We start from the raw sequence: 26,978 nt of genomic DNA on the forward strand, positions 1-26,978 counted from the left end.
TTTTCCCAGTTTGCCCAGAAGGCACGGGAGAGAATGGAAGACATGACTGACGTCGACAATGCCACCGAAGTTTTGGGCTACACCCTGTGGGCGGTGTTCCGTCGCGACCCACACCGTGCTGCTCCTACCGGGGGCCTTGCTGCTGCCGTTGCCGCTGTTGAAGCGCGCGGTGTCACCGTTCGCGGTTTCTATGATGTGTCTGGCATGCGGGCTGACGCCGACATCATGATTTGGCTGCACGGTAACAACCCGGAGAACATTCAGTGGGCTCTGCGTGAGTTGCGCCGCAGCGAGCAGCTCTCGACCCTGCTTCCCACGTGGAACGCGATGGGCGTGCACCGCGACGCTGAGTTCTCGAAGAGTCACATGCCGGCATTTATGCGGGGCAAGGAGCCAGAGGCGTGGCTCACCGTGTACCCGTTCGTGCGCAGTTACGAGTGGTACCTGTTGCCCGAAGCCGAACGCAGCAAGATGTTGCGCGACCACGGCATCAAGGGTTCCGAGATGCCTCAGGTTCTCGCCAACACCGTCGCGAGCTTTGCACTCGGCGACTACGAGTGGATGCTCGCGCTCGAAGCTCCAGAACTCGTTGACCTGGTTGACCTCATGCGTCACTTGCGTCAAACGGATGCCCGCATGCACGTGCGTGAAGAGGTGCCGTTCTACACGGGCCGCCGCATCGCGCTTGAGCAAATTGCGGAGGTGTTGGCATGACCCGCATCCTTGCTGCAACGGATGCCGCAGCATCCGGCCCTGAACACGTCGAAGAAGCGGTTGCCTACGACGCTATTCTCCTCGCGAGCTTTGGCGGGCCTGAGGGTCAAGACGATGTCATCCCGTTCCTGCGGAATGTGACGCGCGGACGAGGTATTCCCGAGGAACGGCTCGAAGAGGTTGCTCACCACTACCGCGCGTTTGGCGGAGTGAGCCCTATCAACGACCAGAACCGTGAGCTGAAGGCGGCCCTTGAGGCTGAGCTCGCTCGCCGCGGAATTGACCTGCCGGTGCTGTGGGGAAACCGCAACTGGAATCCCTATCTCAGTGATGCCCTCACTGAAGCCAATGAGCGCGGGTATAAGAAGCTCATCGCCGTCGGCACGAGCGCCTACAGCTCGTATTCGAGCTGCCGTCAGTACCGCGAAGACTACGCAATCGCCCTCGAACAGACCGGCCTGCTCGGCACGATCCAAATTGACAAGGTTCGCCAGTTCTTCGACCACCCCGGCTTTGTGCAGCCATTCATTGATGGTGTTCGTGATGGTCTCGCGAAGGTCGCCGCTCAGGGCATTGCGCCCGACAAAACGCACGTACTCTTTGCCACGCACTCGATTCCGTCGACGGATGCCGCCAAGAGCGGTCCAGAGTCACGTGGCTTCGGCGAGGGTGGCGCGTATGCCGCGCAGCACCTCGCTGTCTCCGAAGTTGTCATGGCGGCGCAGGCGGCCGATTCGCCAGACACACCGCAGCCAGCGCACAGTCTCGTGTACCAGTCGCGCAGTGGCCCGCCCTCGATGCCGTGGCTGGAGCCAGACATCAACGATGCGATTGATGCGCTCGCCGCCGGTGGTAGTGAAGCGGTCGTTATTGTGCCGGTCGGCTTCATTTCCGACCACATGGAAGTGAAGTGGGATCTCGATACGGAGGCGCTAGAAACTGCGGGAGGCCACAATATGTTTGCCGTCCGCGTTCCGACGCCTGGCGTGCATCCGGCGTTCGTCACGGGTCTTGTTGACCTCGTGTTGGAACGTCGCGATGGAGTGCCGGCGGCAGATCGCCCCGCACTGACCACACTCGGCCCTTGGTATGACGTCTGTCGTCCCGGGTGCTGTGAGAATGTGCGGCTCGGCTTCAAACCGGCAGCCGCGGGGGTAGCACCGTGACCGTTATTCGCATTGGAACGCGGGGGAGCACCCTCGCGATGGCTCAAACCACCACGGTGGCACGCGCGCTCGAAAGCAAGACCGGCGTCGAGACGGAAATCATCCCGATCTCGACTCAGGGTGACCGCTCGACGGAGTCACTCTCGACGATTGGCGGTCAAGGGGTATTCGCGAACGCTCTTCGTGACGCACTCCTCGCTGGCGAGTGTGACGTCGTTGTCCACTCGTTGAAAGACTTGCCGACGACTGACGTTCCCGGCCTCACGATCGCCGCGGTGCCGAAACGCGCCGACGAACGTGACGTGCTGTGTGCCCGCGACGAGCTGACCCTGGAGACGCTTCCTGCTGGCGCTCGGGTCGGAACCGGTTCGCCGCGCCGCCAAGCACAGCTGCGTTCGCGGTTCCCTGACCTTGACGTTGTCGACCTGCGAGGCAACATCGATTCCCGCCTAGCCAAAGTCACCGACGGGCACCTCGATGCCGTGATCCTTGCCGCCGCTGGACTTGATCGTGCTGGCCGCGCCGCCGCCATCACCGAATACCTAGGCATCGCAGGCTGGCCAACCGCACCAGGGCAGGGCGCCCTAGCCATCGAAACCCGCACCGGCGAAGAGAAACTTGCCGCCGTGCTCGACCACAAACCGAGCCGCACCAAGACCAACGCCGAACGCTACGTTCTCGCTTTCCTCGACGCCGGATGCTCGGCTCCCCTCGGAGCCCACGCCGTCATCGACGATGGCCTCCTGTTTCTGGATGCGCGGGTCTACGCCCTCGATGGCTCCCGCTACCTCACCAGCTCGCACGCGCTGTACGTCAACGATGTCGAAGACCCAGCGCGCGAGGTTGCACAGCGAGTCGCCGACGAACTGCTGGCACAGGGCGCTGGGGATCTCACGGGAGCACGAGCGTGATCATCCGCCCCCGCCGTTTGCGGTCAACCCCGGCGATGCGTCGACTTGTCGCCGAAAATCGCACCCACCCCAGCCAACTCATTCTGCCGATGTTTGTGCGCGAAGGGTTGAGCGAGCCGGTGCCGATTAGCTCGATGCCCGGAGTGCAGCAGCACTCGCTCGACTCGATGCGCCGCGCCATTGCCGAAGCCGCCGAACTGGGGATCGGTGGTGTCATGCTTTTCGGTGTTCCCGAGAAGAAGGATGCCGAGGGGTCAGGAGCAATCGACCCGCACGGAATCCTCAACGTTGCTACGCGCGCGGCTGTCGCTGAGGCCGGTGACGCCCTCGTGGTGCAAACCGATCTCTGCTTGGACGAATTCACCGACCACGGTCACTGCGGAGTGCTGCGCAAGCGCACCAACCTCGCGACGGGCGTGACCGAACTCATCGTCGACAATGATGCCTCACTTGAGCGCTACCGCGAGATGGGGGTTGCTCAGGCCGAAGCCGGTTCGCAACTGCTGGGACTCAGCGGAATGATGGATGGGCAGGTTGCTGCCGTGCGCGACGCACTCGACGACGCCGGCCACACCGACACCCCCTTGCTCGGTTACGCCGCCAAGTACGCCTCAGCGTTCTACGGGCCATTCCGTGAAGCCGTGCAGTCCTCGCTCGAGGGCGACCGTCGTGCCTATCAACAGAATCCAGCCAACCGCCGTGAAGGCATCCGCGAAGTCGAACTCGACATCGACGAGGGTGCCGACATCGTCATGGTGAAGCCAGCGATGAGCTTCCTTGACGTGCTCGCCGACGCTAGCGCTGTCAGCAGCGTGCCCGTGTGGGCGTACCAAGTCTCCGGCGAATACTCGATGATCGAGGCGGCCGCAGCCCACGGCTGGATCGACCGCCGCCGCGCGATCGAAGAATCAGTACTCAGCATCCAGAGGGCCGGCGCCGAAGCGGTGCTCACCTACTACGCAACCGAACTTGCAGAATGGCTACGCCGATGAGCACGAGCACGTCCACGACTGGCAATCCGACCACATCCCCCGCGCCTGGCGCTCCGACCACCAACCAAGAGTCATTCGACCGCGCTCGCGGCGTGCTGCCCGGCGGAGTCAACTCTCCCGTGCGCGCTTTCGGCTCGGTCGGTGGAACACCTCGCTTCTATGTGAGGGCGTCCGGCTCGTACGTGACGGATGTTGAGGGCCGGTCGTACATCGACCTCGTCAACTCCTGGGGCCCTGCCATCCTGGGCCACGCTCATCCCGAAGTGATCGACGCCGTTCAGCAGGCGGCGTCGCGCGGGCTCGGCTTTGGAGCATCCACTCCCGCCGAGACCGAGCTCGCCGAACTCGTGCGCTCGCGCATCAGCGTCGGTGGAGTGAGCCCGATCGAACGCTTGCGCCTCGTTTCCACCGGCACCGAAGCGACCATGACGGCCATCCGTTTGGCTCGTGGTGCCACCGGGCGCCGCTTGCTCGTGAAGTTCGCCGGCCACTACCACGGTCACTCCGACGGACTTCTGGCTGAAGCCGGTTCTGGCCTTGCGACGCTCTCGATGCCCGGCTCCGCCGGAGTCACCGCCGAGACCGCAGCCCAAACGCTCGTGATCGAATACAACAACGTTGCCGCCCTCGAGCAGGTATTCGCCGAACACGGTCACGACATCGCTGGCATCATCTTTGAGGCCGCCGCCGCGAATATGGGCGTTCTTGCCCCGCAGCCCGGCTTCAACGAAACCATCGTGCGCATCGCCCACGAATACGGCGCTCTCGCCATCAGCGACGAAGTTCTCACGGGCTTCCGCGTTGACCCCGCCGGCTACTGGGGCTTGGATGCTCGCGCCGCCGGCGCCGCTACCCCCGAAGCCCCTGATGCCCGCTGGGTTCCCGACCTCTTCACCTTTGGCAAAGTCATCGGTGGAGGGATGCCGTTGGCCGCCCTGGGTGGTTCGGCTCGCATCATGGAGTTGCTGGCTCCGCTCGGCCCCGTCTACCAAGCGGGCACCCTGAGCGGAAACCCCGTCGCCGTCGCCGCTGGCCTCGCTACGCTTAGGCTCGCAGATGACGCCGTGTATTCGCGGCTCAACCAGGTTGCCGAAACTCTCTCCACTGAGACCTCTGCCGCGCTCTCCGCCGAGGGTGTTGAGCACGTCGTGCAGCACGCGGGCAACCTGTTCTCGTTCGCGTTCAGCGCCACCGAGCCCATGAACTTTGCCGACGTCAAAGCACAGCAGGGCTACCGCTACGCACCCTTCTTCCACTCGATGCTCGACTCCGGGGTTTCGCTGCCTCCGAGTGTGTTTGAGGCGTGGTTCGTTTCGGCAGCCCACGACGATGGCGTGGTCTCGAAGATCGTCGATGCACTACCCGCCGCCGCGAAGGCTGCTGCCGCGGCATCCGCCCCGCAGTAGTCCGACTCCGCACCGACAGACGCCGACTGCTCGCGAAACTTGCCGCAGCTCAACTGGAAAGTCTGTGTGAGTTCTGGGTGCATCCCTATGCCAATCTGAGAATATGCCGCAGAATGGCTACTTGCGTTAGCAGCAAATCCTGATTACGGCCTGCAGCTATCGCGAGTATGTTGGAAGAACTAACGGGCAACGAAATGGAGTTCACCATGAAGGGCAAGATCCTCCTAGTAGTAGGACTCGGCATCGGCTACGTGCTGGGCACCCGCGCTGGCCGCGAAAAGTACGAAAAGATCAAGGCCACGGCGAACAAGCTGTGGAACGATCCCCGCATTGCGGAGCAGCGCCACAACGCTGAGGACTTTGTGAAAGACAAGGCTCCGGATGTTGCGGAGTTCCTCGCGGACGGTGCCAAGAAGGTCGTCAAGCAGGTCGCGAGCAGCAAGAGCAACAGCAAGACTTCGTCAGCCAAGTCGACAACCACCAGCAGCGCTGCAAAGAAGCCTGCCGCAAAGAAGCCTGCCGCCAAGAAATCTTCGTCAACGGCATCTTCGACGAAGTCCACAAACTCGAAGTAGGGCTGCCATGTACGGTGAATCACCGAAAACAGACCAGCAGCGCGAACCGAAACGTTCGCTAGCGGCCCTCATCGCCGATGTACCTCGCCTCCTTGGCGAGCTCGTTCGCGGAGAGATCGAGTCGCTCAAGAACGAAATAGTTGGCAAGCTCAAGAACGCCGGAATTGGCATTGGCCTGTTCGCGGGAGCCGCATTCTTTGCACTCTTCGCGCTCATGGTGCTCATCGCGGCAGCCGTCCTCGGCTTTGCTGAGGTCATGCCTGCGTGGGCGGCCGCCTTGGTTGTCGCCGGCATCCTGCTGGTCATCGTGGCAATTCTCGTGCTGATTGGTGTTTCTCTCGTCAAAAAGGGCACCCCACCGGCACCCACCGAAACGATCGAAAGCATTAAGAGCGATGTTCGTGCCATCAAAGGCACCCGAAAGCGGAGGTCATAATGTCTGACAAAGCAAGCGACAACATTGAGCAGGCCCGCGCTGAACTTGAGCGCACCCTCGACGCCATTGAAGATAAGTTCAACGTCGGCAAGCGTGTCGACGAAGTAGCAACCCGTGTGCGCAGCTCCTACGAGAGCAACCCCATCCCCTGGATTGTTGGTGCAGCGGCCGCAGCAGTGTCGGTTGTTGCCGTCGTTGCGTGGGCTATTTTGAGCGACGACGACTGACTCGATTAGCGTCTGACTCCCCAACAGGTGGAGTATAGAGAGCATGGCAAGCAAAGCACTCGATGGTTTGCGCGTGCTCGTTCCACGCGGAGGCAATTGGGGCGACAGCGTCGCAGCATTACTGAGGGATCACTCAGCAATTCCGGTGATCGCTCCGCTCATCAATTTCGCACCCTCTGAGAACGTGCCGGCGCTCGCAAACGCGTTCCACGAACTCAACGATGGACAGTTTGATTGGATCGCGGTCACCAGCGCAACGACCGTCGATGTACTGAGTGTCAGCGGTGTGAAGATCCCCGAGCGCACCAAAATTGCTGCCGTGGGGGAGACCACTGCCGGGGCCTTGAGCCTTGCGGGCCATCGCGTAGATTTCGTTCCGGAACTCGATAACTCGGGTCGCGGTCTCGTCAAAGAGTGGCCGGATCGCACTCCGGGTCTTCGCGTTTTGACTCCGCAATCCAATCTTGCCGACACCACGCTGCCCGACGGCCTGGGTGCGCTCGGCATCGAAGTTGTCAGCGTCTCCGCTTACAGCACGGTCGGTGTTCCCGTCGCCGACCATGTGCGCGAGGATGTTGCATCCGGTCGCATCTCTGCCGTGCTGGTCAGTTCTGGCTCAGTAGCCCGCCAGGTGGCCGAGCAATTGGCCCCGTTGCCCGAAACCACTATCGTGGCGTGCATCGGGCCCCGCACAGCTTTTGACGCTCGTGCCGCGGGCCTCACCGTTCACGTGATCGCCGAAACCCGATCGAGTGAATCGCTCGTTGACGCTCTTGCGGAGTATCTGAACCGCTAGTTTGCTACGCGACTCGCTTGGTGTTTCACTTGGTGTTTCGCTAAGCCACTGTGAGGGCGAGAACGAGGAAGATGATGCCCAGCAGAGGCGGAACTCCCTGAATCGCTGCCGCGCGTGCCAGCTTCGGTTGAGACGTGATGAGCACTACTGCGGCGAGCAGCATGCTGAGCGTCGCGAACATTGCGAGAGCAATACCCGCCGGCCACAGGTTGAGTGACCCGATCATGACGAGTCCAGTTCCGGCTCCGAGAGCAAGAAACGCGTTGTAGAAGCCTTGGTTGTAGGCCCACGGCTTGATGATCGCGGCCTCCTCGACGGTGCGCACACCGAAGGTTTTCTGCACGCGCGTTTTGTGCCACAGCACGCTCTCCATGAAGAAGATCATGATGTGGATGAGGGCGGCGAGAAAAACAAACGTGGAGCCGAGGATGGCGAAGGCACTGTTCATACCCGGAAGTCTGGCACAGGGCGGGTGGGCGTGCAGGTTCTAAGCGTGCACGTCAACCACGGTGCGGCCACGAGTGCGCCCGGCGATGATGTCTTCTCCAGCGGCGATGGTTTCACTCAGTCCGATCACGGATGTTGTTCCCTCAAGAATGCCGAGGTCGAGATCACGTTCGAGTCGACTCCACGCTTCGAGTCGCAGCTCGCGCGGGGTGAAAACAGAGTTGATGCCGACGAGGCTCACGCCGCGAAGGATGAAGGGCATCACGCTCGTGTGCAGGTCGCTCGATTGGGCATTGCCGCATGCGGTCACCGTTCCGCCGTACTGGGTGGCGGCGATTGCGGAGGCGAGGGTGGTGCCGCCGACGGCATCAATGGCGCCGTTCCAGCGCTGCTTCATGAGCGCTCGAGGTTCGGCGCTGAGCTCGGCTCGATCGATGATCGTTGTCGCCCCTAGGCGGCGCAGGTATTTGTGTTCGCTCTCCCGACCGGTGGATGCCGTTACGGTGAATCCGAGTCGGCTGAGCAGCGCGATCGCGATCGAACCAACACCACCAGCGGCCCCGGTGACGAGAACGTCTCCCGTGACGCCGCCGCGTTCGATGGCGAGCACGGAGAGCATTGCAGTGAACCCAGCAGTGCCGATTGCCGCTGCTTGTTTGTTGCTGATTCCTTCAGGGACGGGGATGACCCAGTCGCCGGGAACACGAGCGCGTTCGGCGAAACCACCATGGTGGGTTTCACTCAAGCCGCAGCCGTTGACAAGGACCCGCTGACCAGCATAAAAACGTGAATCATCTGATGCCGAAACGACGCCGACGAGGTCGATCCCGGCGATCAGGTGTGGCTCGCGAACGATGCCTGGCCTGCCCGTGAGTGCGATGCCGTCTTTGTAGTTCAAGCTTGAGAACTCGACATCGATCGTGACGTCGCCGGGCATCAGGATGCTGTCATCCAGTTGCTCAGAAAGCTCAACGTGTGCTGGAGCTTTGGGGTCGGACTCGTTTTTGGTTACTTCAATTCCACGCCACATAACGCCAGCCTAGAACGGCCGGCTGTATTGTGCCTCGGTGCTTTCTAGCCGAAGAGGATCGATGCTTCGTCGTAGCGTGACTGCGGAACGGTGTTGAGTTTGCCGAGGGCATCCTCGAAGGCAACGTTGGTGATCTCGGTTCCCCGCAGCGACACCATGCGACCCCAGCGGCCGTGAATGACGGCGTCGACTGCCGCCATGCCGTAGCGAGTGGCGAGCACGCGGTCGTAGGCGCTTGGGGTTCCACCACGCTGAATGTGACCGAGAGTCGTCGAGCGAGTTTCGAGTCCAGTAAGGGCTTCAATCTCTGGCGCAAGCATGTCGCCGATTCCGCCAAGGCGGGGGCGCCCGAACGCATCGAGGCCACGTTCGGAGTGGGCGTCATCCATGGTGTCGAGGGTGAACCCTTCGGCAACGACGACGAGCGGTGCACGCCCTCGGTCGCGGGCGGAGGAAACCCATTCCACGATCTGTTCCATGCTGGTTTTCTGTTCGGGGATGAGGATGGCGTGAGCGCCGGCAGCCATCCCCGAGTGCAGGGCGATCCAGCCAACGTGGCGGCCCATGACTTCGGCGACCATGCAGCGACCGTGTGAGTCACCGGTGGTGCGGAGGCGGTCCATGGCGTCGGTGGCGATCTGCGTGGCAGTGTCAAAGCCGAACGTGTAGTCGGTGGCGGAGAGGTCGTTGTCTACCGTCTTGGGGACTCCGACGATCTTGATGCCGGCATCCGTCAACCTCTTGGCGGCAGCGAGGGTGCCTTCTCCGCCGATGGCGATGAGCGAGTCAACTCCGAGGCGTTCCATGTTTTCGCGCACAGTTTCTGCGCCGTCGGTGCCTTCGAAGGGGTTGGTGCGGGAGGTGCCAAGAATGGTTCCGCCCTGTTTGGAGATGCCTTGGATGTCTTTGCGGGCCAGGGGCATCGCGTCGCCTTCGACGACTCCCCGCCAACCATCGCGAAAGCCGACGAACTCCTTGTTGTAGACCTGAGTGCCTTTGAGCACTACACCGCGAATGACCGCGTTCAGTCCGGGGCAGTCGCCACCGCTGGTCAGGATCCCAATCTTCATGGAACTATCATGGCGCATCTTGACCGCAATGCGAGCCACGGGGTGCTCGGTGGTTAGGCGACAGTCTCTGAGACGGTGAACGGATGCGCGGCACACGCCACGCTGTCGGCGTGCTCATCGCACACGACGAACTGTTCGCGGCAGGCCGGGTTGTGGCAGTTCTCGATGCGCTTGGTGGCGGCACCGCACTGGTAGCAGGCGCCGATTGCTTTCGTGTCTGCCGTGAAGTCGATGGCCATGCGCTTGTCGAAAACGTAGAGCGAACCGTTCCACAGGCCGGAGTCGCCGAATTTTTCGCCGTAGCGAACGATGCCGCCATCGAGTTGGTAGACCTCGCCGAATCCGCGACTGCGCATGAGGGAGGAGAGAACCTCACAGCGGATGCCGCCAGTGCAGTAGGTGACGATTGGTGTGTCTTTGAGGTGGTCGTATTTGCCGCTGTCGAGTTCGGCTACGAAGTCACGGGTGGTGTCGACATCCGGAACTATCGCATTGGTGAATTTGCCAATCGCGGCCTCGATGGGGTTGCGACCGTCAAAGAAGGTGACCTCTTTGCGGGCAACAAGTTCGTGGAGTTCTTCTGGACTGAGCTTCGTGCCGCCGCCGACAACGCCGTTTTCGTCGACCTGCAGCTCACCGGGAGCACCAAAGCTGACGATCTCGTCGCGCACCTTCACGCTGAGCTTCGGAAAGTCGCCACCGATGCCTTCGCTCCATTTGAAGTCAATGTTCTTGAACGCGGGGTAGTCACGCGTTTTGCGAATGTAGCGCTTCACATCTTTCAGCTCGCCGCCGACGGTGCCATTCATGCCGTCTTTGGAGAGGATGATGCGACCGCCGAGCCCGAGGGACTCACAGAGGTCGCGCTGCCACAGCCGCACAGCCTCCGGATCGGCCAGCGGCGTGAACACGTAGAAGAGAAGGATCTTAGGAACAGCCACGGGGCAAGTTTACGGCTGTTCGCTGGGTGTGGCTCGCGTAGCGCACTGCGCTTGAACCGGCGCGGATTGAAAGTGCGTGAGAGCGCTCTCTTGACAACAACACTGACAGTCGCCTAGGGTAACTCTCACACTCGTGAGAGCGCTCTCACAGAATTTCAGCAGAGCGATACGAGGATCACCACATCCCATCTAGGCACCACCCGCACGTACACACAAAGGAGTGACCGTGAAGCGTTTCCCGCGCACCAAAATGGCTGCAGTCGTAGCCGGCGCAGCATCCATCGCCCTCATCACCACAGGCTGTTCGGCAGGCACCGACTCAGGTTCGTCGGCCGGCGGTGACGTCACACTGACCGTCGCCACGTTCAACGAATTCGGGTACGACGACCTCTTCGCAAAGTACGAAGAAGCCAACCCGAACGTGACCATCAAGCACAAGAAAGCCGCAACCTCGAACGAGGCGCGCGACAACCTCACTACCCGCCTCGCAGCAGGTAGTGGGCTCAGTGACGTCGAAGCCATCGAAGTCGACTGGCTGCCCGAACTCTTGCAGTACTCGGACCAGTTCATCGACTTGGCTTCGGCAGACGTCGACGGTCGCTGGCTGGACTGGAAAGAAAAGGCTGCAACGGATGCCGACGGCCGCCTCATCGGCTATGGCACCGACATCGGACCTGAGGCCGTCTGCTACCGTTCCGACCTCTTCGAAGCAGCTGGACTGCCGACCGATCGCGCTGAAGTTGCCGACTTGCTCGGCACAAGCTGGGACAGCTACTACGCTGCCGGCGAGAAGTTCGCATCAGCTGGTACGAACGTCCCGTGGTTCGACTCGGCCGGAGCAACCTGGCAGGGTGTCGTCAACCAGCTCGAAAACGCCTACGAAGAAAATGACGGTACCGTCATTGCCACCGAGAACCCCGAAGTGCGCCAAGCCTACGACGATGTTCTCAACGCAAGCGGCACCCTATCCGCGCACCTCTCACAGTGGAGCGACGACTGGACCGCAAGCTTCCAGAATGACGGCTTCGCGACCATGCTCTGCCCGGGTTGGATGCTTGGCGTAATCTCCGGAAACGCCGACGGCGTCGCTGGATGGGACATCGCAGACACCTTCCCCGGTGGCGGCGGCAACTGGGGCGGCTCGTACTTGACCGTTCCGACTCAGTCGAAGAACCAAGAAGAAGCGCAGAAGCTTGCAGCGTGGCTCACTGCCCCTGAGCAGCAGCTCAGTGCGTTTGCTTCGAAGGGAACCTTCCCGAGCCAGATCGACGCTCTTGCGAGCGACGAACTCCTCGGAGCGACCAACGAGTTCTTCAACGACGCGCCGACTGGTGAGATCCTCGCCAACCGGGCCGCAGCCGTCTCTGTAACACCGTTCAAGGGCGCGAAGTACTTCGCCATCAACGACGCCATGCAACAGGCGATCACTCGGGTTGAAGATGGCCTGATGTCGGCTGATGAGTCGTGGGCTCAGTTCGAGACCGACGTAAAGTCGCTCGGCTAACGAGAAACAACTCGGTGGTCGGGCCTCGGGCAAGTCTCGATGGCTCGACCACCGCTTCTCGAACAGCGTGCCAAACCACCACTGCTCAACTTCCGTGCCGTCGGCACCTGGCCACTACTGCGCCCCACCACCGCGAAACGTAAGGACAACCGATGACCGCCGCGATCGACGTGGATGCCCGGAGCCTCCGCCGCATTGCCCGCAATCACCGTCTCAGCCGGTGGGATGTGCGCTTCTCCCCGTACCTCTACATTTCGCCCTTCTTCATTCTGTTTGCGCTGGTCGGTCTTTTCCCCCTGCTGTACACGGCTTGGGTCTCGGTGCACGACTGGAACCTGATCGGCGGTCAAGGCGACTTTGTCGGCATTGACAATTACGTCACCGTACTCAGCCAGCCGTACTTCTGGACCTCGCTGCGCAACACCTTCAGCATCTTCCTCTTCTCCAGCGTTCCGCAGGTACTTATCGCGATGGGCATCGCCGCCTTCCTCGACTACAACTTGCGTGCGAAGACTCTGTGGCGCATGGGCGTGCTCCTGCCCTACGTCGTCGCCCCTGTCGCGGTCGCCCTCATCTTCAGTAACCTTTTTGGGGATCGATTCGGACTGATCAACGAACTCCTCGGTGGCATTGGCATCGACGCAATCCGGTGGCATGTCGATGTCATCCCGAGCCACCTTGCGATCGCCACCATGGTCAACTTTCGTTGGACCGGCTACACCACTCTCATCTTCCTTGCCGCTATGCAGGCGATTCCCCGCGACTACTATGAGGCCGCGATCATCGATGGTGCCAATCGACTGCGCACTTTCTGGTCGATCACTGTTCCGCTACTGCGCCCCGTGATCATCTTCGTCATCATCACCTCCACCATCGGCGGACTGCAGATCTTCGACGAGCCTCGGATGTTTGACCAAGCGGGCCAAGGTGGAGCCAACCGACAGTGGCAGACGCTCACTCTCTACATTTATGAGCTCGGGTGGGGCCAGCGCAACTTCGGCCGTGCTTCGGCCGTAGCCTGGCTGCTCTTTCTCGTGATTATTGTGATCGCCATTCTGAACTTCGTGATCACCCGCAGAATTGCCGGCTCCACTGAACGACGTATCCGGACGAAGGGCAAGCGATGAAAAAGAAGCAACAGGCAGGCGGCCACGATCGGCGCCCCGGGTTCTGGGTCTACGGAATCCTGATTGCTGTGCTCTTCGGCTCCGCTTTTCCGATCTGGTGGTCGTTCTTGATCGGCAGTCAAGATGCTGCCGCTATCAACAAGAACGGCATCAACTGGATTCCGGGCGGCAACTTCCTCGCCAACGCCGCCAAGGTGATCGACACTGTCCCGTTCTGGACAGCGCTCATGAACAGCATCATTGTCTCTTCCAGCGTCGCGCTCAGTGTCGTGGTGTTCTCGACCCTCGCAGGCTATGCCTTCGCGAAGCTGAAGTTTCGCGGGAGAGAGGGTCTGCTGATCTTCGTCATCGCGACGATGGCCGTGCCGACGCAACTGGGCATCGTTCCCCTGTTCATCGTCATGTCCCGCCTGGGTTGGACGGGAAGCCTCTGGGCTGTCATCGCTCCTGCGATGGTTACGGCATTCGGCGTGTTCTGGATGACCCAGTACTTGCGCGATGCGCTGCCCGACGAGCTCATTGAGGCGGTGCGCATGGATGGGGCATCCATGATCGGTAGCTTCTGGTACGTCGGCCTCCCTGCCGCACGCCCGGCCGCTGCAATGCTGGCGCTGTTCACCTTCATTGCAACGTGGACGAACTTCTTTTGGCCGTTCATCGTTCTCGACCCTGGCAACCCGACGTTGCCGGTCGCGCTGCAGCAGCTGCAGGCTGCCTACTACGTCGACTACTCGCTTGTACTTTCCGGCGTCGTGCTCTCGATCATCCCGCTGGTCCTCGTCTTCATCTTCCTTGGCAAGCAACTGGTTGCCGGAATCATGCAGGGCGCGGTCAAGGGATGACCGTGCAGGAGTTTTCAACAGTGACAAAGAATGAGGACATGACTATTTCAGACCCCCGCGCCTTCCCCGCAGGATTCCTCTTTGGTGCGGCGACTGCTGCCTACCAAATTGAGGGCGCGACCCATGAGGATGGTCGAACAGATTCGATCTGGGATACTTTCAGTCGCGTTCCCGGGGCCGTGATCAATGGGGAAAGTGGCGAGATCGCGTGCGATCACTACCACCGCTATCGCGACGATGTGGCTCTGATGAAGGACTTGGGGCTGCAGACCTATCGCTTCTCAACGTCGTGGTCGCGAGTGCAACCTGACGGCGGTCCGGTCAATCCGAAGGGGATTGATTTCTATTCGCGTCTCGTCGATGAGTTGCTTTCTGCGGGCATCAAGCCGTGGCTGACGCTGCACCACTGGGACCTCCCGCAGGCGCTCGAGGAAAAGGGCGGCTGGGCTAATCGCGACACGTCATACCTTTTCCGTGACTATGCACTCAACGTGCACGATGCCCTCGGCGACCGTGTTGACGTGTGGACGACGCTCAATGAGCCGTGGTGCTCCTCCTTCCTCAGCTACACCGCCGGCGTTCATGCCCCCGGACGCCAAAGCAAGCAAGCCGGGCTCGCCGCCGGCCACCACCTCCTGCTGGGTCACGGTCTTGCGGTTGAAGCGCTGCGGGAACGCAACCCCAAGCTCGAGCTCGGCATCACAATCAACCTGACTGTTGCGAAGCCCGTCGACCCCGCTAGCCCCGGTGATGTTGATGCTGCCCGTCGCATCGATGGACAGTTCAACCGGTTCTTCCTTGACCCCATTTTTCGCGGTGCGTACCCTGACGATCTGCTACAGGACGTTGCTGGGCTTGGTCTCACCGACGTCATTCACGACGGCGACCTCGCCCAGATCGCGCAACCGATCGACGCTTTGGGCGTGAATTATTATCACGGCGAGTTGGTCAGCGACCGGCCAGCCGAGCATCCGCTTCTGGGGGAAGCCCCCACCGACCGGGCAACGAGCTCTCCGTTCCCCGCTGCCGATGGTGTCTACAACCACCCGCAGGGACTCCCGCTCACCGCGATGAACTGGGAAGTTCAGCCTGACGGACTGCGCGAGCTCTTGGCTCGAGTCGACAGCGAATACGCTCGGCCGTCAGGCACGAAGCTCTACGTCACCGAAAATGGCGCTGCCTACGACGACACCATTGACGCAGATGGTGGCGTGCGGGATGTCGAGCGAACCGAGTTCCTGCAGACACACTTGGGTGCCATCCTCGACGCCATCGCTGAAGGCGTTGACGTGCATGGCTACTTCTATTGGTCGCTGCTCGACAACTTTGAGTGGGCGTGGGGATACGAAAAGCGCTTCGGTATTGTGCGGGTCGACTACGTAACGCAAGAACGCACGATCAAGGACAGCGGGTTGGCGTACGCCAAGGTCATTCGCGACCGGGCTCTCTCCTAAGGGGGAGTCCGCACTTATGGAGAGGGTATCTCGTGTGCACAAATAGACTGGGGTTATGACAGTCTCAGTGCGCCAGACGCGCCCTACGCAGCCCACCCTGGAAATGGTGGCTGCGGAGGCAGGGGTGTCGCGGGCGACCGTGAGTCGGGTGGTGAATGGATCGACGAAGGTGAACCCGGAGATCGCCGCCGCCGTAAATGCTGCTGTCGAACTTCTTCACTACCTGCCTAATCGGGCCGCTCGCTCGCTCGCGAACCGCCGAACTCAGGCACTTGCCCTCGTTGTCCCCGAGGATATGACCCGATTCTTTGGAGACCCGTACTTTGCGGCGATTGTTCAAGGGATCACTCGCCGCCTTGATGAGAGCGACTACACGCTTAATTTGCTCGTCGCATCAAGCGACCCTCAACACAAAACAATGCGTTATCTGCGCTCGGGCAGTGCTGACGGAGCCCTAATTATCTCGCACCACACCGGTGACGACTTCGTGGCCGAACTCGAAACAACAATGCCGGTTGTCTTCGGTGGGCGCCCTGAGGATGATGACAACACGGATGCCTATTTCGTCGACGTCGACAACGCTGAGGGCGCCGAGACGGGCACCCAACATCTTGTCGACATCGGTCGTCGTCGTATCGGCTCGATCACCGGACCGGTCGATATGTCTGCCGGGATTGACCGGTTCAATGGTTTCCTCCGCACTCTCACGCGTGCGGGTATAGCCACGGATGCCATCGAGCACGCCGACTTTTCGGTCGCCGGTGCCGCAGCGGCCACCCGCAAACTGCTCGAACGTTGCCCTGACATCGACGCCCTCTTTGTTGCGAGCGATCTCATGGCAACAGGGGTGCTTGACGTGCTGCGCGAACAGGGGAGGGTCGTACCGAGGGATGTTGCCATCGTGGGGTTTGATGACAGCCCGGCTGCGGCATCCGCTGCTGTGCCTCTCACGACGGTGAGTCAGCCGTCTGAGGAGATGGGCTTCGCGATGGCGGACACTCTGCTGCGACTGCTGAGTGGAGACACGACCGTTCCGCACCGCACCATCATGCCGACGTACCTTGTGGTGCGCGACTCGGCGTAGTTTCGCTGATTCGTGTTGGCCGACGCGTGAAGCGTTATCGGTGGCGGCGCGTAGCCTAGCTTTATGACTTTCGCGCGCTCCGCCGTCGAGCCTGTGCGCACGAGTTACGCACCAGGTCGTCCGGTTGACGTGCGCGCAACCCTGCAACCGCTCAAGCGTGGTGCTGGTGATCCGACGATGCAGACGGATACCGCGGGCACGTGGCGAACTATGCTCACGCCTGCTGGCCCGGCCACGCTTCTCCTCGTGCAACAACGATCGCACGTGGAGTGCACTGCGTGGGGTGCCGGAGCGGAGTGGGCGATTGACAGTGTCCCTGAGTTGCTGGGGGAGGGCGACGACTGGAGCGACTTCGATATCTCGGCGCTTCCGTTTGCTGCTGAGGCTCAGCGCCAGAACCCTGGGCTTCGGCTCACTCGCACGAAGCTCGTGTTTGAGGCACTCGTGATGGCAATTCTGGAGCAGAAAGTCACGGGCATTGAAGCGAAGCGGGGCTGGCGCATCCTCGTCACCAAGCATGGTTCACCGGCACCCGGTCCCGCCCCGGCCGGGATGCGCGTCGTGCCGCCGCCGCAGGGTTGGGCGCGGATTCCGTCCTGGGAGTGGCACCGCGCGGGAGTCGGGCCCCAGCGCTCGGCGACCGTGATGCGCGCGACGCAAGTGGCGGCATCCCTCGAGCGCACCGCCGACTGGGGGCGCGGCGGCCCGCGCATCGAAGCCGCGCTGCGATCAGTCGTGGGCGTCGGAGTGTGGACAGCCGCCGAAACCGCGCAGCGCTCGCACGCTGACCCCGACAGCCCGAGCGTCGGCGATTACCACCTTGCCGCGGTCGTCGGGTGGGCCCTCATTGGCGAACCCGTTGACGATGAGCGGATGCTCGAACTGCTCGAGCCCTGGCGCGGCCACCGTCAGCGGGTTGTGCGGCTCATCACGGCATCCGGGTTTCGCAAGCCAGCTTTCGGGCCGCGGATGACGATCCAGGATCACCGGGGGCACTAGAGGCACTCGGGAGACGCGCCACGCTACCGCGAGTTCAGTGCGGCAGTTCCATTTCTCGTTTCACGCCTGCCAGTGCCTCTGGGGCCAGTATCACCAGATCATCCCGACCAGTGGTGAGTGACAACGACTCTTCGCCGAGTAATTCTGTGATCTCGCTCGCATTGAGTTGACGGTAGCCGCCGCTCATGCGATCGCCCAGTCTTCAGCCCGCGAGAGGATGTTCTTGTTAAGGAACACCGGAGGTGTTCGCGCTCGCAGCCAGTCCCGAAATTCTGGACCGGGTTCGTCGCCGGGTGAGGTTTCATGGGGCAATGACGGTGCATCGAGCATCCATTGGGGTGGGGCTTGGCCCGCACGTTCAAGACCGTACGCAAAGGCGGTAGCGAGGAAGGTGTCCCAGAGGGGAATCCCGATCAGTCGAGACGGTTGCTCTGTGGCCCAGGCGGGGATGTGTTCACCGGTTTCGCCGGCGCGAATCAGGCGCCCGACGCCTTCGGTTAGATCTCTAATGGCCGACTCCGAGTCGCCTTTTCGCAGACTTCGCGCCATCGCCCGGGATACCGTCTCCGGCGAGAGCAATTGAGCTGTGCCTGTGGGCTGCGGGTTGATCGCCCATCCAGTGGCAGCGAGCAGGCTTTGCATGGTCGCCCAGGTCGGATCAATTTCTTCGTGCTCGATCCGGCTGATGGTCGACTGCGCGATACCGGCTCGGCGCGCGAGTGCGGCCTGGCTGATCCCCGCGCGAGTGCGAGCGGTACGGATCGTTTCGGCCGCGAGCGTCATCGGTTCTCCCATCTCGAGTCACGAGTACTGAGTTTCAGTGTAATACCGAACGTATGCGTATACGCATAGAATTCAAAATTCCGGATGCTGCGTAGGTGATCCCCATACGCGAGGTTGCGCGACCCCACCGAAACACCAGAGCACGCCCTAGGCTGGAACTATGGCGGGAATCACCACCCCACGGTCGAAACACTTCTCTGCGCTCGCCCCAGAGCGCGAACCACGACTGGCGTTCCCGCCGCGCGGTAGCTCGCTGATCGGCCCCGTTGAGGCCCCCGGTCTGCATGTCATGACCTACAACATCCGCCGGCGCCTGCCCAAACTTATTCCACGTAACCCCGACCAGTGGCGGCACCGTCAGCCGCTGATGAGGCGCCTTCTCCTTGCCGAACAACCGGCGCTGCTCGGCGTGCAAGAAGCCCTCTTCACTCAGGCGCGGTTTGTGCACAAGGCGTTGGGCGAGCACTATCGTTCGCTCGGCCACGGTCGCGAAAAGAACACGGGTGGCGAAGGCTGCCCCATTTTTTATGACTCCCGTCGTCTGCAAGTGGTCGAATGGCGACAGTCCGCGCTCTCCGATACTCCGAATGTTCCGGGCTCGACCTCGTGGGGCAATCGCACCCCGCGCGTTGTGGTTGAAGCTATCTTCCGCGACCTCGCCACCGGCATCCACTTTCAGGCCGTGAACACGCATCTCGATCACCGTTCCCGCACCTCACGCCTTCGCTCGGCCGAAGCGTTAAGAAACATTGTGCAGTCGACACCGCATCCCACCATCATGACCGGCGATTTCAATACGGATGCTGACACTCACCCTTATGACCAGCTCACCGGTAACGGGCTGCTGGTCGATACCTGGAACACGGCCGAAGAGCGTCTCACTCAAGCGTGGGGAACGTTCCCCGATTACGGCCCGCCCAAGCGCAACCGCAAGCGAATCGACTGGGTTCTGGCAACGCCCGACGTGACCGTAATGCAGACAGGCATCAACGTCACCCGGTATTCGGGTGGCTGGCCCTCGGATCACGCACCGGTGCAGGCCGTTGTGCGTTTCGCCGGGGCAAAATAAGATACCCCACTAGAGCATCCCTACAAACGATTTACAATCTCGATCACGATTCACCTAATCTGGGCGAGTGAATCTGATCTTCCGCACCATCCTCCACCGCATCCTCAGCACGCGTCGTTCAGCGTTGGGCATCAGGGATGTCGGAAGCATGTCTTTCCGGGTGCTGCCGACCGACATTGATGTGCTCCGCCACATGAACAACGGTGTCTACTTCTCGATCATGGACATCGGCCGCATGGACCTCCTGATTCGTGCCGGCGGCTGGCAGAAGCTCTCCGCCAAGGGCTACTACCCGGTGATGGCGAACGAGACCATCAGTTTTCGCAAATCACTCGACCTGTGGAAAAAGTTTGACCTCGAAACCCGCGTAGTCGGCTATGACGAGAAAGCCGTCTTCGTGGAGCAACGTTTCGTCGTTGGTGGCGAAATCTATGCCCAAGCAATGACCCGCGCCCGCTTCCTGAAGCGCTCCGGCGGCACCGTCAGTGTTGCCGAACTTCTCGACACCATCGGATGGGGTGGCGAACAGCCGGTGCTTCCCGAGTGGGTTCAGGAGTGGGCTGATCATGTTGCGCTGCCCGTCAGTCGCGCAGAAGCGCCGAGCATCTGGGAGTAGCCGCCGCCACACAGGTCGGCACGACCACTCTCACGTGGATCTCATTGAATCCGCGGTAGCCTCGGCGAAAGAGGGGCGGCTATGAAGGTATTGATCGTTGAGGATGATGTGCGCCTCGCTGATGTGATCCGTCGCAGCCTCGGCGAGGCCGGGTATGCGACCCACGTTGTGCACGATGCGCCTGGCGGTAGTGAAGCATTTGAGGTGGATGCTACCTACGACCTTGTGGTGCTCGATCTGATGCTTCCCGGGCTCAATGTCGCCGCCGACGAACCCGCAGGCATGGCGGTGTGCCGCCGCATCCGCGAACTCGACACCAACGTTCCGATACTTATGCTCACCGCCCTCGACGGGATGCGCACCAAAGTCGACGGACTCGATGCTGGCGCAGATGACTACCTTGTGAAGCCCTTCCATCTTGTGGAGTTGCTCGCACGAGTGCGCGCGTTGTTGCGTCGCTCCCCGCAGGCGCAACCCCCAGTGATTTCAGTGCGCGGCGTTGCGCTTGATGCATCGACTCGCACCGCCGAGCGAAATGGTCGGCGCATTCCGCTCACGGCCAAGGAGTTCGCCGTGCTCGAGTACCTCATGCGCAATGCCGGACGCATCGTGAGCAGCACCGAGCTCATTGACCACGCGTGGGATAGCAATTTCGAGGGATTCAGCAACGTCGTGCAGACGTACATTCGCTACCTGCGGCAGAAACTCACCGCTGGGGGAGAGCCAGATGTGATCGAGACGCGGCGTGGGTCGGGCTATGTGATTGAACAGAGTGAGTCAGTCGAAGGGGTGAGGGCTGACCGATGATTTTCCGCCGTGCGATTCGACGCCTCACGCTTACCTACACAGCGGTGCAGTTGGTGCTGTTTGGAGTGTTCGCGCTCGCGGTTTATTTCTATGTCACCGGCACCTTCGACTTTGACACCGCCGAAGTCCAGGGCGAGGGAGGTTTGGCGAGTGCAGAACAGAGTTTCGCGACACTGAAGAACGCACTGGTAGTTATCTACGCCGGCCTGCTGCTGGTCGTTCCGCTCACGAGCTGGCTGATGGCCCGCGCGGCGTTAGCCCCGGTGCGTCGCAGCTACGAACTCCAGCAACGGTTTGTCGATGGGGCATCTCACGAGATGCGCACGCCGCTTGCCGTCATTCAGGGTGAGCTTGAACTCGCCCTCACGCGTTCGCGAACTCCAACCGAATACGAGCGCGCCATCCGCGTGGCGGCCGACGCGACCGCAGGTTTGGTGCGGCTCACAAACGACCTGCTGCTCCTCTCGCGAGGCGAATCGCACGAGCTGGCCTTGGGGTTCTCCGAGATTGACCTCATTTCTCTGGTGTCGGATGCCGCAGCCGAAGCATCCGCTCGGCAACCCGCGCTCGCGCCTGTCGTCGTCGATTCGCCAGCAATTGACCTGGGCGGCGGTGGTGTTGGGCGCATCCGCGGGAGCGAAGAGCTGCTGGGTCGCGCAGTGAGCAACCTCATCGACAATGCGCGCAAATTCAGTGCCGCCGACGATGAGGTGCAGGTGAGCATCCGGTCGCTCGGAACGCACGCGGAAATTGAGGTCCGTGATGAAGGAATTGGGATGTCGACCGTCGAGCTCGCGCACGCACGCGATCGCTTCTGGCGGGCAGACGCTGCCCGAAACCGTGCAGGGCATGGTCTTGGGCTCGCTCTCGTCGACGAAATCGTCCGCGCGCACGGCGGCAGCCTAATTATCCGTTCAGAGCTGGGTGTCGGCACTGTCGCGATTGTGCGGATTCCTCTTCGGTGACTTCACAGGCTTATCCACTCTCATCCTGATCTCACGGGCCGATTCGTACCGTAGTTATGTGGCCGCGACACTGCTGCCCACACCGACGAAAGGATCTACTCATGGAGAAGAAGACCAAGGCTCTTGGTGGCGCGGGGCTCGCAATCGTGTTGGCGCTTGCCGGAGGAGCAACGCTCACCGCGGCGGCACAAGCCCCCGAGCCCAGCAGCCAAGTCCAACAGGCAGACACCGGCATCGAGGATGGCACCAACGACGGCGAGACCGCGGATGACACCGATGCTGTCGAGGTTGAAGACGGAATCAATGATGGCGAGATTGCTGACGATGGTGTCGAGGATGGCACTAACGACGGCGAGACGGCCGACGACGGTCCCGGTGCTCAGCACGAAGACACGACTGATGACGTGAATGGCGTCGAAGTTGAAGACGGCACCGCCGACTAGCCAGCTAGATCACCCACGCGGACGGGTCGCGCCTTCGGGTGCGGCCCGTTGTGTTGTGCGGTGACGCGAGAGCTATTCCGGAGCTAGCGCCTGAACGACCTCTTCGAGCACTTCGCGGCACGCGATGATCGATGGCCGGCTGACGCTCGAGTCGCGTACCGAGGTGAAGACCGTGCGGCGGGGGAGGCCCGGCATGGGGTGCAACTCAACGCTCGGAGTGCGGCTGCCCCACACGAGGCCAGGCAGGATTGCTGTCGCATGACCGGATTCGACGAGACGGATGTGGGCCTGAAGGTCGGCAGTTTCGAAGCGTACGTCGGGTTCGATTCCCGCTCGCCGGCACTGCTGTTCTGCCCAGTGGCGGGATGCGGTGCCGCGTGGCTCCATTACCCAAGAACTGCCGGCGGCTTCAGCGAGGGTCGTGATTCCGCTGGCGATGGGCACAGCGAGGGAGAGTTCGTCGGCGTAGAGGGGGATCATGTCGAGGTCAGGATGCCGGGGAGCAGCATGGCCGGGGTACTGTTCAGCGATCACGAGGTCGAACTCGCGCGTCCAGGTCTCGAAGAGCGCACTTTCGGGTTCGCGCTGAGTCATCTCGATGCGGAGCTGGGGGTATTCTCGGGCGATCACGCTGAGAGCTTGCGGAATGATGCCGAGGGCTGCGGACTGGAACACGGCGAGGCGCACGGTTCCGCGCACTTCAGTGAGAGAGGAGTGGATCTCCGCTTCCATCAGTTCGAGGCGCTCGAGGAGGGCAACAGTGTGCTCGACGAGGAGTTCTGCTTCCGGAGTTAATTGCACGCGACGACCCGCTTTAACCAGCAGAGGAACGCGAGCTTCTTCCTCCAAAAGGGCCAGTTGTTGGGACACCGCGGAGGGCGTATAACTCAGCGCGCTTGCGACGGCGGCGATGGTTCCGCGCAGTTTGAGTTCGCGCAAAAGTCGTAGTCGTCGAACGTCGAGCATTTCTCCTCCAATAGTTAACTAATTCTAAGGGATATCGTGCGAATTCCGTCGCTTTTGCTAAAGGCACCATGGGGCACACACTGAGAGTTCCAGCCACAACCCCGTTCGGAGGCCTATTCTCGTGAGCATGTCAACTCATACCGACAACCTTGATGCTTCACACCAGCAGATCGCCGACCAAACGGTAGCCACCGTTCGTCGCTGGCTGGCTGAAAGTGAAGAGTTTCCCACCGATGCGAGTGCCACGCGCCTCGCCGGTGTACTGAAAGACCCGAACGGACTCGAGTTCACTCTTGGCTTCATTGACACCGTTGTGCGTCCCGAAGATTTGCGAGTCGCTGGCCGCAACCTTGAGCGCCTCACCCACATCATTCCGGCCTTCTTGCCGTGGTACCTCCGCTTCGCCATCCTCGTCGGTGGTGGCTTCGCGCCACTTCTGCCGTGGATCATCGTTCCGATTGCGCGTCGCGTCCTCCGCGGCATGGTCGGTCACCTCATCATCGATGCAACCCCAGCCAAGCTCGACAAAGCCCTCGTTCACCTTCGCCGCGAGGGTGTGAACCTGAACCTCAACCTGCTCGGTGAAGCCGTGCTCGGTGATGACGAAGCAGACAACCGTCTCGCCGGCACCCGTGCCCTCTTGAACCGGGATGACGTTGACTACGTCTCCATCAAGGTGTCGTCGGTTGTGTCGCAGCTTTCCATGTGGGCCTTCGATGAGACTGTCGACCGTGTTGTTGACCGCCTCACCCCGCTCTACCTGCTCGCGCTGCGCTCGCCGCAGAAGAAGTTCATCAACCTCGACATGGAAGAGTTCAAAGACCTCGACCTCACCATCGCGGTCTTCGAGAAGCTTCTCGACCAGCCGGAACTGCTCGAACTCGAAGCCGGTATCGTTCTTCAGGCTTACCTACCAGACGCGCTTGACGCGATCAAGGAACTCACCGCCTGGTCAACGGCTCGTCGCGCTCGCGGCGGCGCCAACATCAAGGTGCGCGTCGTTAAGGGCGCCAACCTCGCCATGGAGCACGTCGACGCGGTAACTCACCACTGGCCGATGGCTACCTGGGGCACCAAGCAAGACAGTGACACCCACTACAAGCGCGTGCTTGATTGGGCATTCACCCCCGAGCACATCGACGCTGTTCGTATCGGAGTTGCCGGCCACAACCTCTTCGACATCGCGTTCGCCTGGCACCTCGCTCAAGAGCGCGGCGTCACCGAGGGCATTGAGTTCGAGATGCTCCTCGGAATGGCTACCGGTCAGGCCGAAGCAGTCAGGAAGGATGTCGGCAGCCTGCTGCTGTACACGCCCGTTGTTCAGCCGAGCGAGTTCGACTCGGCCATCAGCTACCTCGTGCGCCGCCTCGAAGAGAACGCCAGCACCGAGAACTTCATGTCTGGACTGTTCGAGCTTTCCAGCAACGAACACATCTTCGTGCGCGAGCAAGACCGTTTCTTGGCTTCGCTCGCTAACCTCAACACGCCAGCCCAGACCACCAATCGCGTGCAGAACCGCTCCACGCCTGCTGCGATCATCGGCGACCGTCCCTTCAACAACGTCGCAGATACTGACCCCGCCATTGGCGAAAACCGCACGTGGGGTCGCGCGATCTTGGCGCGCAGCGGCGACTCCCAGCTCGGCGTTGACACCGTCACGGCCGGCGCTGTCAGCACTCCCGAGCAGATGAAGAGCATCCTCGATTCCGTCACCGCTGCCGGAGCGAACTGGGGCGGCATGCCCGCCGCTGAGCGCGCCGCGATCCTGCACCGCGCCGGCGACGCGATCGAAGCCTCGCGTGCCCGCCTCATCGAGGTCATGGCCAACGAAGCAGGCAAGACCATTGCAGAAGGTGACGTAGAGGTCAGCGAAGCGATTGACTTCGCGCACTACTACGCCGAGCGCTCTCTCGACCTTGAAGCGATCGACGACGCCACGTTCGTGCCGTCGAAACTCATCGTCGTTACTCCGCCGTGGAACTTCCCGGTTGCCATTCCCGCCGGCAGCGTGCTTTCAGCACTCGCCTCGGGCAGTGGCGTCATCATCAAGCCAGCGAAGCTTTCGCAGCGCAGCGCCGCAGTAATGGTCGAAGCGCTGTGGGAAGCGGGCGTGCCGCGTGAAGTGCTCGCCTTCGTCGATCTGAAGGATCGTGAACTCGGTCGCATCATGATTGCCGACCCCGCGGTCGACCGCGTCATCCTGACGGGGGCGTGGGAAACTGCCGCAATGTTCCGTTCCTGGCGCAACGACTTGCCGATCCTCGCAGAGACGAGCGGCAAGAACGCGATCATCGTGACGCCGAGCGCAGACCTCGACCTCGCCGTCGCCGACGTGACCAAGAGTGCCTTTGGACACGCCGGACAAAAGTGCTCGGCCGCATCCCTCGTCATCTTGGTTGGCTCAGTCGGCCGGAGCGAACGTTTCGAGCGTCAGCTGGTCGACTCGGTGCGCACTCTGCGTGTTGGCCTCCCTCAGGATCCCCTCACCATGATGGGTCCGATCGTTGAGCCTGCTCAGGGCAAGTTGCTTAACGCCCTCACCACTCTTGCTCCCGGCGAGAGCTGGCTCGTGAAGCCACGTCAGCTTGATGACGAAGGCAAGCAGTGGACTCCCGGAGTTCGCACCGGCGTTGTCTCTGGCAGCGAGTTTCACATGACCGAATACTTCGGACCCGTTCTCGGCGTCATGCGCGCCAAGAACCTCACCGAAGCAATCGCGATGCAGAACGCCGTGGACTACGGTCTGACTGCGGGCATCCACTCGCTCGACCCCACAGAGGTTGCTCGCTGGCTCGATGAAGTTCAGGCCGGAAACGCCTACGTCAACCGTGGAATCACCGGCGCCATTGTTCGTCGCCAGCCCTTCGGTGGGTGGAAGCGTTCTGCCGTTGGCTGCCACGCCAAGGCTGGCGGACCCAACTACCTTATGACACTCGGGCAGTGGAAGGCCGTCGAACAGCCTGCCGCTCGCGATATTCAGGTTCGTGGGCTCAGCGACCAGGTGTCTTCGGTAATCAAGAAGGCCCAGTCGGGAATGGACTTCGCCGAGTTCGACCGTGTTCGCCGTGCCGCCGAGAGCGACCAGCGAGCCTGGGAAACAGAGTTCGGTATTAGCCGTGACGTCTCGGACCTCGGCGTGGAGCGCAACGTGTTCCGTTACCGTCCGGTGCCCGTCACCGTTCGCCTGTCTGAGGGTGAGCCCATGGGACACCTCGTGCGGATGATTGCCGGTGCTGCTCGTGTTGGCTCAACCATTCACATCAGCTCGGCTGTTCCGTTGCCGTCCCTGCTCGCCGAATCGTTCGAGTCGGCAAACGCTACAGTGCTGGTCGCCGATGTCGTTGTCGAGTCGGATGCCCGCTGGAACGAACGCGCAGCGAATGGCGAGCTCAACACCAACCGGGTGCGCCTCATCGGCGGTTCAGCTGTCGATCTTGCTGAAGCCGTTGACGGAAACCCCGACATGGCGGTGTGGTCGGGACCGGTCACCACATCCGGTCGCGTCGAACTGTTGATCTTCCTGCAGGAGCAGTCGCTGTCAATCACCGCCCACCGCTTCGGAAACCCCGACCCGGCCATGGCAGCACTCGAGGTCTAACTCGCTCTAG

The 26,978-nt window shown here is 61.6% G+C and carries 28 protein-coding genes; 21 read left to right on the forward strand and 7 right to left on the reverse strand.

Going from position 1 to position 26,978, the window contains the following annotated elements:
- Nucleotides 1-33 precede the first annotated feature (33 nt).
- From hemQ to AC061P_RS00260, 9 genes are all read left to right on the forward strand, one after another.
- A complete protein-coding gene (gene hemQ / locus AC061P_RS00220; RefSeq protein ID WP_449647906.1) occupies nt 34-714 on the forward strand; it encodes a hydrogen peroxide-dependent heme synthase in 681 nt (226 codons plus the stop codon).
- Nucleotides 711-1,880, forward strand: coding sequence for a ferrochelatase (locus AC061P_RS00225; protein WP_449647907.1), 1,170 nt, complete (start codon nt 711-713; stop codon nt 1,878-1,880). The genes hemQ and AC061P_RS00225 overlap by 4 nt, the downstream gene beginning before the upstream one ends.
- Nucleotides 1,877-2,791 carry a hydroxymethylbilane synthase gene (gene hemC, locus AC061P_RS00230; RefSeq protein WP_449647908.1) on the forward strand — a complete coding sequence of 305 codons (915 nt, stop codon included), beginning with the start codon at nt 1,877-1,879 and terminating at the stop codon, nt 2,789-2,791. Before AC061P_RS00225 ends, hemC begins: the two co-directional genes overlap by 4 nt.
- Nucleotides 2,788-3,783: a porphobilinogen synthase gene (gene hemB / locus AC061P_RS00235; protein ID WP_480391522.1), complete on the forward strand. Its 996-nt coding sequence runs from the start codon at nt 2,788-2,790 to the stop codon at nt 3,781-3,783. Before hemC ends, hemB begins: the two co-directional genes overlap by 4 nt.
- Nucleotides 3,780-5,189 (forward strand): glutamate-1-semialdehyde 2,1-aminomutase, encoded by a 1,410-nt coding sequence (gene hemL, locus AC061P_RS00240; protein WP_480391523.1) that lies wholly within the window; start codon nt 3,780-3,782, stop codon nt 5,187-5,189. The genes hemB and hemL overlap by 4 nt, the downstream gene beginning before the upstream one ends.
- Nucleotides 5,190-5,395: 206 nt before the next feature.
- Nucleotides 5,396-5,764, forward strand: a complete 369-nt coding sequence (locus AC061P_RS00245; RefSeq protein WP_480391524.1) for a YtxH domain-containing protein — start codon at nt 5,396-5,398, stop codon at nt 5,762-5,764.
- 7 nt (nt 5,765-5,771) lie between these two features.
- Nucleotides 5,772-6,200 carry a phage holin family protein gene (locus tag AC061P_RS00250; RefSeq protein ID WP_480391525.1) on the forward strand — a complete coding sequence of 143 codons (429 nt, stop codon included), beginning with the start codon at nt 5,772-5,774 and terminating at the stop codon, nt 6,198-6,200.
- Nucleotides 6,200-6,427, forward strand: coding sequence for a DUF3618 domain-containing protein (locus AC061P_RS00255; protein ID WP_449647913.1), 228 nt, complete (start codon nt 6,200-6,202; stop codon nt 6,425-6,427). The genes AC061P_RS00250 and AC061P_RS00255 overlap by 1 nt, the downstream gene beginning before the upstream one ends.
- Before the next feature lie 43 nt (nt 6,428-6,470).
- Complete coding sequence (locus AC061P_RS00260) at nt 6,471-7,223, forward strand: uroporphyrinogen-III synthase (protein ID WP_480391526.1); 753 nt, start codon at nt 6,471-6,473, stop codon at nt 7,221-7,223.
- A 40-nt stretch (nt 7,224-7,263) separates the two neighbouring features.
- Here AC061P_RS00260 and AC061P_RS00265 read toward each other — a convergent pair whose 3' ends face one another.
- From AC061P_RS00265 to trhO, 4 genes are read right to left on the reverse strand one after another with little or no spacing between them, the layout of a single operon-like run.
- Nucleotides 7,264-7,671 (reverse strand): DUF1304 domain-containing protein, encoded by a 408-nt coding sequence (locus AC061P_RS00265; protein WP_480391527.1) that lies wholly within the window; start codon nt 7,669-7,671, stop codon nt 7,264-7,266.
- A 39-nt stretch (nt 7,672-7,710) separates the two neighbouring features.
- Complete coding sequence (locus AC061P_RS00270) at nt 7,711-8,700, reverse strand: MDR family oxidoreductase (RefSeq protein ID WP_480391528.1); 990 nt, start codon at nt 8,698-8,700, stop codon at nt 7,711-7,713.
- A gap of 44 nt (nt 8,701-8,744) precedes the next feature.
- Complete coding sequence (locus tag AC061P_RS00275) at nt 8,745-9,770, reverse strand: 6-phosphofructokinase (protein ID WP_449647917.1); 1,026 nt, start codon at nt 9,768-9,770, stop codon at nt 8,745-8,747.
- Between the two features lie 53 nt (nt 9,771-9,823).
- Entirely contained in the window at nt 9,824-10,711 is an 888-nt protein-coding gene (gene trhO / locus AC061P_RS00280) for an oxygen-dependent tRNA uridine(34) hydroxylase TrhO (protein WP_480391529.1), read from the reverse strand.
- Between the two features lie 250 nt (nt 10,712-10,961).
- On the opposite strand from trhO, the gene AC061P_RS00285 reads away from it, so the two are divergent.
- The 6 genes from AC061P_RS00285 to AC061P_RS00310 all read left to right on the forward strand — a co-directional run bounded on the left by AC061P_RS00285 (nt 10,962) and on the right by AC061P_RS00310 (nt 17,721).
- Nucleotides 10,962-12,215 (forward strand): ABC transporter substrate-binding protein, encoded by a 1,254-nt coding sequence (locus AC061P_RS00285; RefSeq protein WP_449648214.1) that lies wholly within the window; start codon nt 10,962-10,964, stop codon nt 12,213-12,215.
- Nucleotides 12,216-12,367: 152 nt separating this feature from the next.
- Complete coding sequence (locus tag AC061P_RS00290) at nt 12,368-13,342, forward strand: carbohydrate ABC transporter permease (RefSeq protein ID WP_449647920.1); 975 nt, start codon at nt 12,368-12,370, stop codon at nt 13,340-13,342.
- Nucleotides 13,339-14,184, forward strand: coding sequence for a carbohydrate ABC transporter permease (locus AC061P_RS00295; protein WP_341953371.1), 846 nt, complete (start codon nt 13,339-13,341; stop codon nt 14,182-14,184). The genes AC061P_RS00290 and AC061P_RS00295 overlap by 4 nt, the downstream gene beginning before the upstream one ends.
- A 38-nt stretch (nt 14,185-14,222) precedes the next feature.
- Complete coding sequence (locus AC061P_RS00300) at nt 14,223-15,638, forward strand: GH1 family beta-glucosidase (protein WP_480391530.1); 1,416 nt, start codon at nt 14,223-14,225, stop codon at nt 15,636-15,638.
- Nucleotides 15,639-15,693: 55 nt separating this feature from the next.
- Nucleotides 15,694-16,722 carry a LacI family DNA-binding transcriptional regulator gene (locus AC061P_RS00305; protein WP_480391531.1) on the forward strand — a complete coding sequence of 343 codons (1,029 nt, stop codon included), beginning with the start codon at nt 15,694-15,696 and terminating at the stop codon, nt 16,720-16,722.
- A 63-nt stretch (nt 16,723-16,785) separates the two neighbouring features.
- Nucleotides 16,786-17,721 (forward strand): DNA-3-methyladenine glycosylase family protein, encoded by a 936-nt coding sequence (locus AC061P_RS00310; RefSeq protein WP_449647923.1) that lies wholly within the window; start codon nt 16,786-16,788, stop codon nt 17,719-17,721.
- Nucleotides 17,722-17,755: 34 nt separating this feature from the next.
- Here the strand turns inward: AC061P_RS00310 and AC061P_RS00315 are convergent, their stop codons facing one another.
- Both AC061P_RS00315 and AC061P_RS00320 read right to left on the reverse strand, forming a co-directional pair.
- Nucleotides 17,756-17,908 (reverse strand): hypothetical protein, encoded by a 153-nt coding sequence (locus AC061P_RS00315; protein ID WP_449647924.1) that lies wholly within the window; start codon nt 17,906-17,908, stop codon nt 17,756-17,758.
- Nucleotides 17,905-18,504, reverse strand: a complete 600-nt coding sequence (locus tag AC061P_RS00320; protein WP_449647925.1) for a helix-turn-helix domain-containing protein — start codon at nt 18,502-18,504, stop codon at nt 17,905-17,907. Before AC061P_RS00320 ends, AC061P_RS00315 begins: the two co-directional genes overlap by 4 nt.
- A gap of 160 nt (nt 18,505-18,664) precedes the next feature.
- On the opposite strand from AC061P_RS00320, the gene AC061P_RS00325 reads away from it, so the two are divergent.
- The 5 genes from AC061P_RS00325 (at nt 18,665) to AC061P_RS00345 (ending at nt 22,404) form a co-directional block, all read left to right on the forward strand.
- Nucleotides 18,665-19,573 carry an endonuclease/exonuclease/phosphatase family protein gene (locus tag AC061P_RS00325; RefSeq protein WP_449647926.1) on the forward strand — a complete coding sequence of 303 codons (909 nt, stop codon included), beginning with the start codon at nt 18,665-18,667 and terminating at the stop codon, nt 19,571-19,573.
- A gap of 67 nt (nt 19,574-19,640) precedes the next feature.
- Nucleotides 19,641-20,189, forward strand: coding sequence for an acyl-CoA thioesterase (locus AC061P_RS00330; RefSeq protein ID WP_480391532.1), 549 nt, complete (start codon nt 19,641-19,643; stop codon nt 20,187-20,189).
- Between the two features lie 81 nt (nt 20,190-20,270).
- Nucleotides 20,271-20,996 (forward strand): response regulator transcription factor, encoded by a 726-nt coding sequence (locus AC061P_RS00335; RefSeq protein ID WP_449647928.1) that lies wholly within the window; start codon nt 20,271-20,273, stop codon nt 20,994-20,996.
- On the forward strand, nt 20,993-21,961 hold the full coding sequence (locus AC061P_RS00340) for a sensor histidine kinase (protein WP_449647929.1): 969 nt from the start codon (nt 20,993-20,995) through the stop codon (nt 21,959-21,961). Before AC061P_RS00335 ends, AC061P_RS00340 begins: the two co-directional genes overlap by 4 nt.
- Before the next feature lie 101 nt (nt 21,962-22,062).
- Entirely contained in the window at nt 22,063-22,404 is a 342-nt protein-coding gene (locus tag AC061P_RS00345) for a hypothetical protein (protein WP_449647930.1), read from the forward strand.
- Nucleotides 22,405-22,476: 72 nt separating this feature from the next.
- Here AC061P_RS00345 and AC061P_RS00350 read toward each other — a convergent pair whose 3' ends face one another.
- Nucleotides 22,477-23,370 (reverse strand): LysR family transcriptional regulator, encoded by an 894-nt coding sequence (locus AC061P_RS00350; RefSeq protein WP_449647931.1) that lies wholly within the window; start codon nt 23,368-23,370, stop codon nt 22,477-22,479.
- A gap of 127 nt (nt 23,371-23,497) precedes the next feature.
- Here AC061P_RS00350 and AC061P_RS00355 point away from each other — a divergent pair, with 127 nt between their 5' ends.
- Nucleotides 23,498-26,968 (forward strand): bifunctional proline dehydrogenase/L-glutamate gamma-semialdehyde dehydrogenase, encoded by a 3,471-nt coding sequence (locus AC061P_RS00355; RefSeq protein WP_449647932.1) that lies wholly within the window; start codon nt 23,498-23,500, stop codon nt 26,966-26,968.
- Nucleotides 26,969-26,978: the final 10 nt, after the last annotated feature.

This window comes from Rhodoglobus sp. G.S.4 (assembly GCF_056619605.1).

What these genes read in the sequence shown, in the direction of transcription:
- AC061P_RS00260 (WP_480391526.1), top strand. Translation starts at nt 6,471, where the DNA reads ATGGCAAGCAAAGCACTCGATGGTTTGCGCGTGCTCGTTCCACGCGGA.
- hemQ (WP_449647906.1), top strand. Translation starts at nt 34, where the DNA reads ATGGAAGACATGACTGACGTCGACAATGCCACCGAAGTTTTGGGCTAC.
- AC061P_RS00270 (WP_480391528.1), bottom strand. Translation starts at nt 8,700, where the DNA reads ATGTGGCGTGGAATTGAAGTAACCAAAAACGAGTCCGACCCCAAAGCT.
- AC061P_RS00295 (WP_341953371.1), top strand. Translation starts at nt 13,339, where the DNA reads ATGAAAAAGAAGCAACAGGCAGGCGGCCACGATCGGCGCCCCGGGTTC.
- AC061P_RS00350 (WP_449647931.1), bottom strand. Translation starts at nt 23,370, where the DNA reads ATGCTCGACGTTCGACGACTACGACTTTTGCGCGAACTCAAACTGCGC.
- AC061P_RS00290 (WP_449647920.1), top strand. Translation starts at nt 12,368, where the DNA reads ATGACCGCCGCGATCGACGTGGATGCCCGGAGCCTCCGCCGCATTGCC.
- AC061P_RS00315 (WP_449647924.1), bottom strand. Translation starts at nt 17,908, where the DNA reads ATGAGCGGCGGCTACCGTCAACTCAATGCGAGCGAGATCACAGAATTA.
- AC061P_RS00250 (WP_480391525.1), top strand. Translation starts at nt 5,772, where the DNA reads ATGTACGGTGAATCACCGAAAACAGACCAGCAGCGCGAACCGAAACGT.
- AC061P_RS00275 (WP_449647917.1), bottom strand. Translation starts at nt 9,770, where the DNA reads ATGAAGATTGGGATCCTGACCAGCGGTGGCGACTGCCCCGGACTGAAC.
- AC061P_RS00255 (WP_449647913.1), top strand. Translation starts at nt 6,200, where the DNA reads ATGTCTGACAAAGCAAGCGACAACATTGAGCAGGCCCGCGCTGAACTT.
- AC061P_RS00285 (WP_449648214.1), top strand. Translation starts at nt 10,962, where the DNA reads ATGGCTGCAGTCGTAGCCGGCGCAGCATCCATCGCCCTCATCACCACA.
- AC061P_RS00355 (WP_449647932.1), top strand. Translation starts at nt 23,498, where the DNA reads ATGTCAACTCATACCGACAACCTTGATGCTTCACACCAGCAGATCGCC.
- AC061P_RS00265 (WP_480391527.1), bottom strand. Translation starts at nt 7,671, where the DNA reads ATGAACAGTGCCTTCGCCATCCTCGGCTCCACGTTTGTTTTTCTCGCC.
- AC061P_RS00245 (WP_480391524.1), top strand. Translation starts at nt 5,396, where the DNA reads ATGAAGGGCAAGATCCTCCTAGTAGTAGGACTCGGCATCGGCTACGTG.
- AC061P_RS00305 (WP_480391531.1), top strand. Translation starts at nt 15,694, where the DNA reads ATGACAGTCTCAGTGCGCCAGACGCGCCCTACGCAGCCCACCCTGGAA.
- AC061P_RS00325 (WP_449647926.1), top strand. Translation starts at nt 18,665, where the DNA reads ATGGCGGGAATCACCACCCCACGGTCGAAACACTTCTCTGCGCTCGCC.
- hemL (WP_480391523.1), top strand. Translation starts at nt 3,780, where the DNA reads ATGAGCACGAGCACGTCCACGACTGGCAATCCGACCACATCCCCCGCG.
- AC061P_RS00345 (WP_449647930.1), top strand. Translation starts at nt 22,063, where the DNA reads ATGGAGAAGAAGACCAAGGCTCTTGGTGGCGCGGGGCTCGCAATCGTG.
- AC061P_RS00300 (WP_480391530.1), top strand. Translation starts at nt 14,223, where the DNA reads ATGACTATTTCAGACCCCCGCGCCTTCCCCGCAGGATTCCTCTTTGGT.
- AC061P_RS00340 (WP_449647929.1), top strand. Translation starts at nt 20,993, where the DNA reads ATGATTTTCCGCCGTGCGATTCGACGCCTCACGCTTACCTACACAGCG.
- AC061P_RS00320 (WP_449647925.1), bottom strand. Translation starts at nt 18,504, where the DNA reads ATGACGCTCGCGGCCGAAACGATCCGTACCGCTCGCACTCGCGCGGGG.
- AC061P_RS00310 (WP_449647923.1), top strand. Translation starts at nt 16,786, where the DNA reads ATGACTTTCGCGCGCTCCGCCGTCGAGCCTGTGCGCACGAGTTACGCA.
- AC061P_RS00335 (WP_449647928.1), top strand. Translation starts at nt 20,271, where the DNA reads ATGAAGGTATTGATCGTTGAGGATGATGTGCGCCTCGCTGATGTGATC.
- AC061P_RS00225 (WP_449647907.1), top strand. Translation starts at nt 711, where the DNA reads ATGACCCGCATCCTTGCTGCAACGGATGCCGCAGCATCCGGCCCTGAA.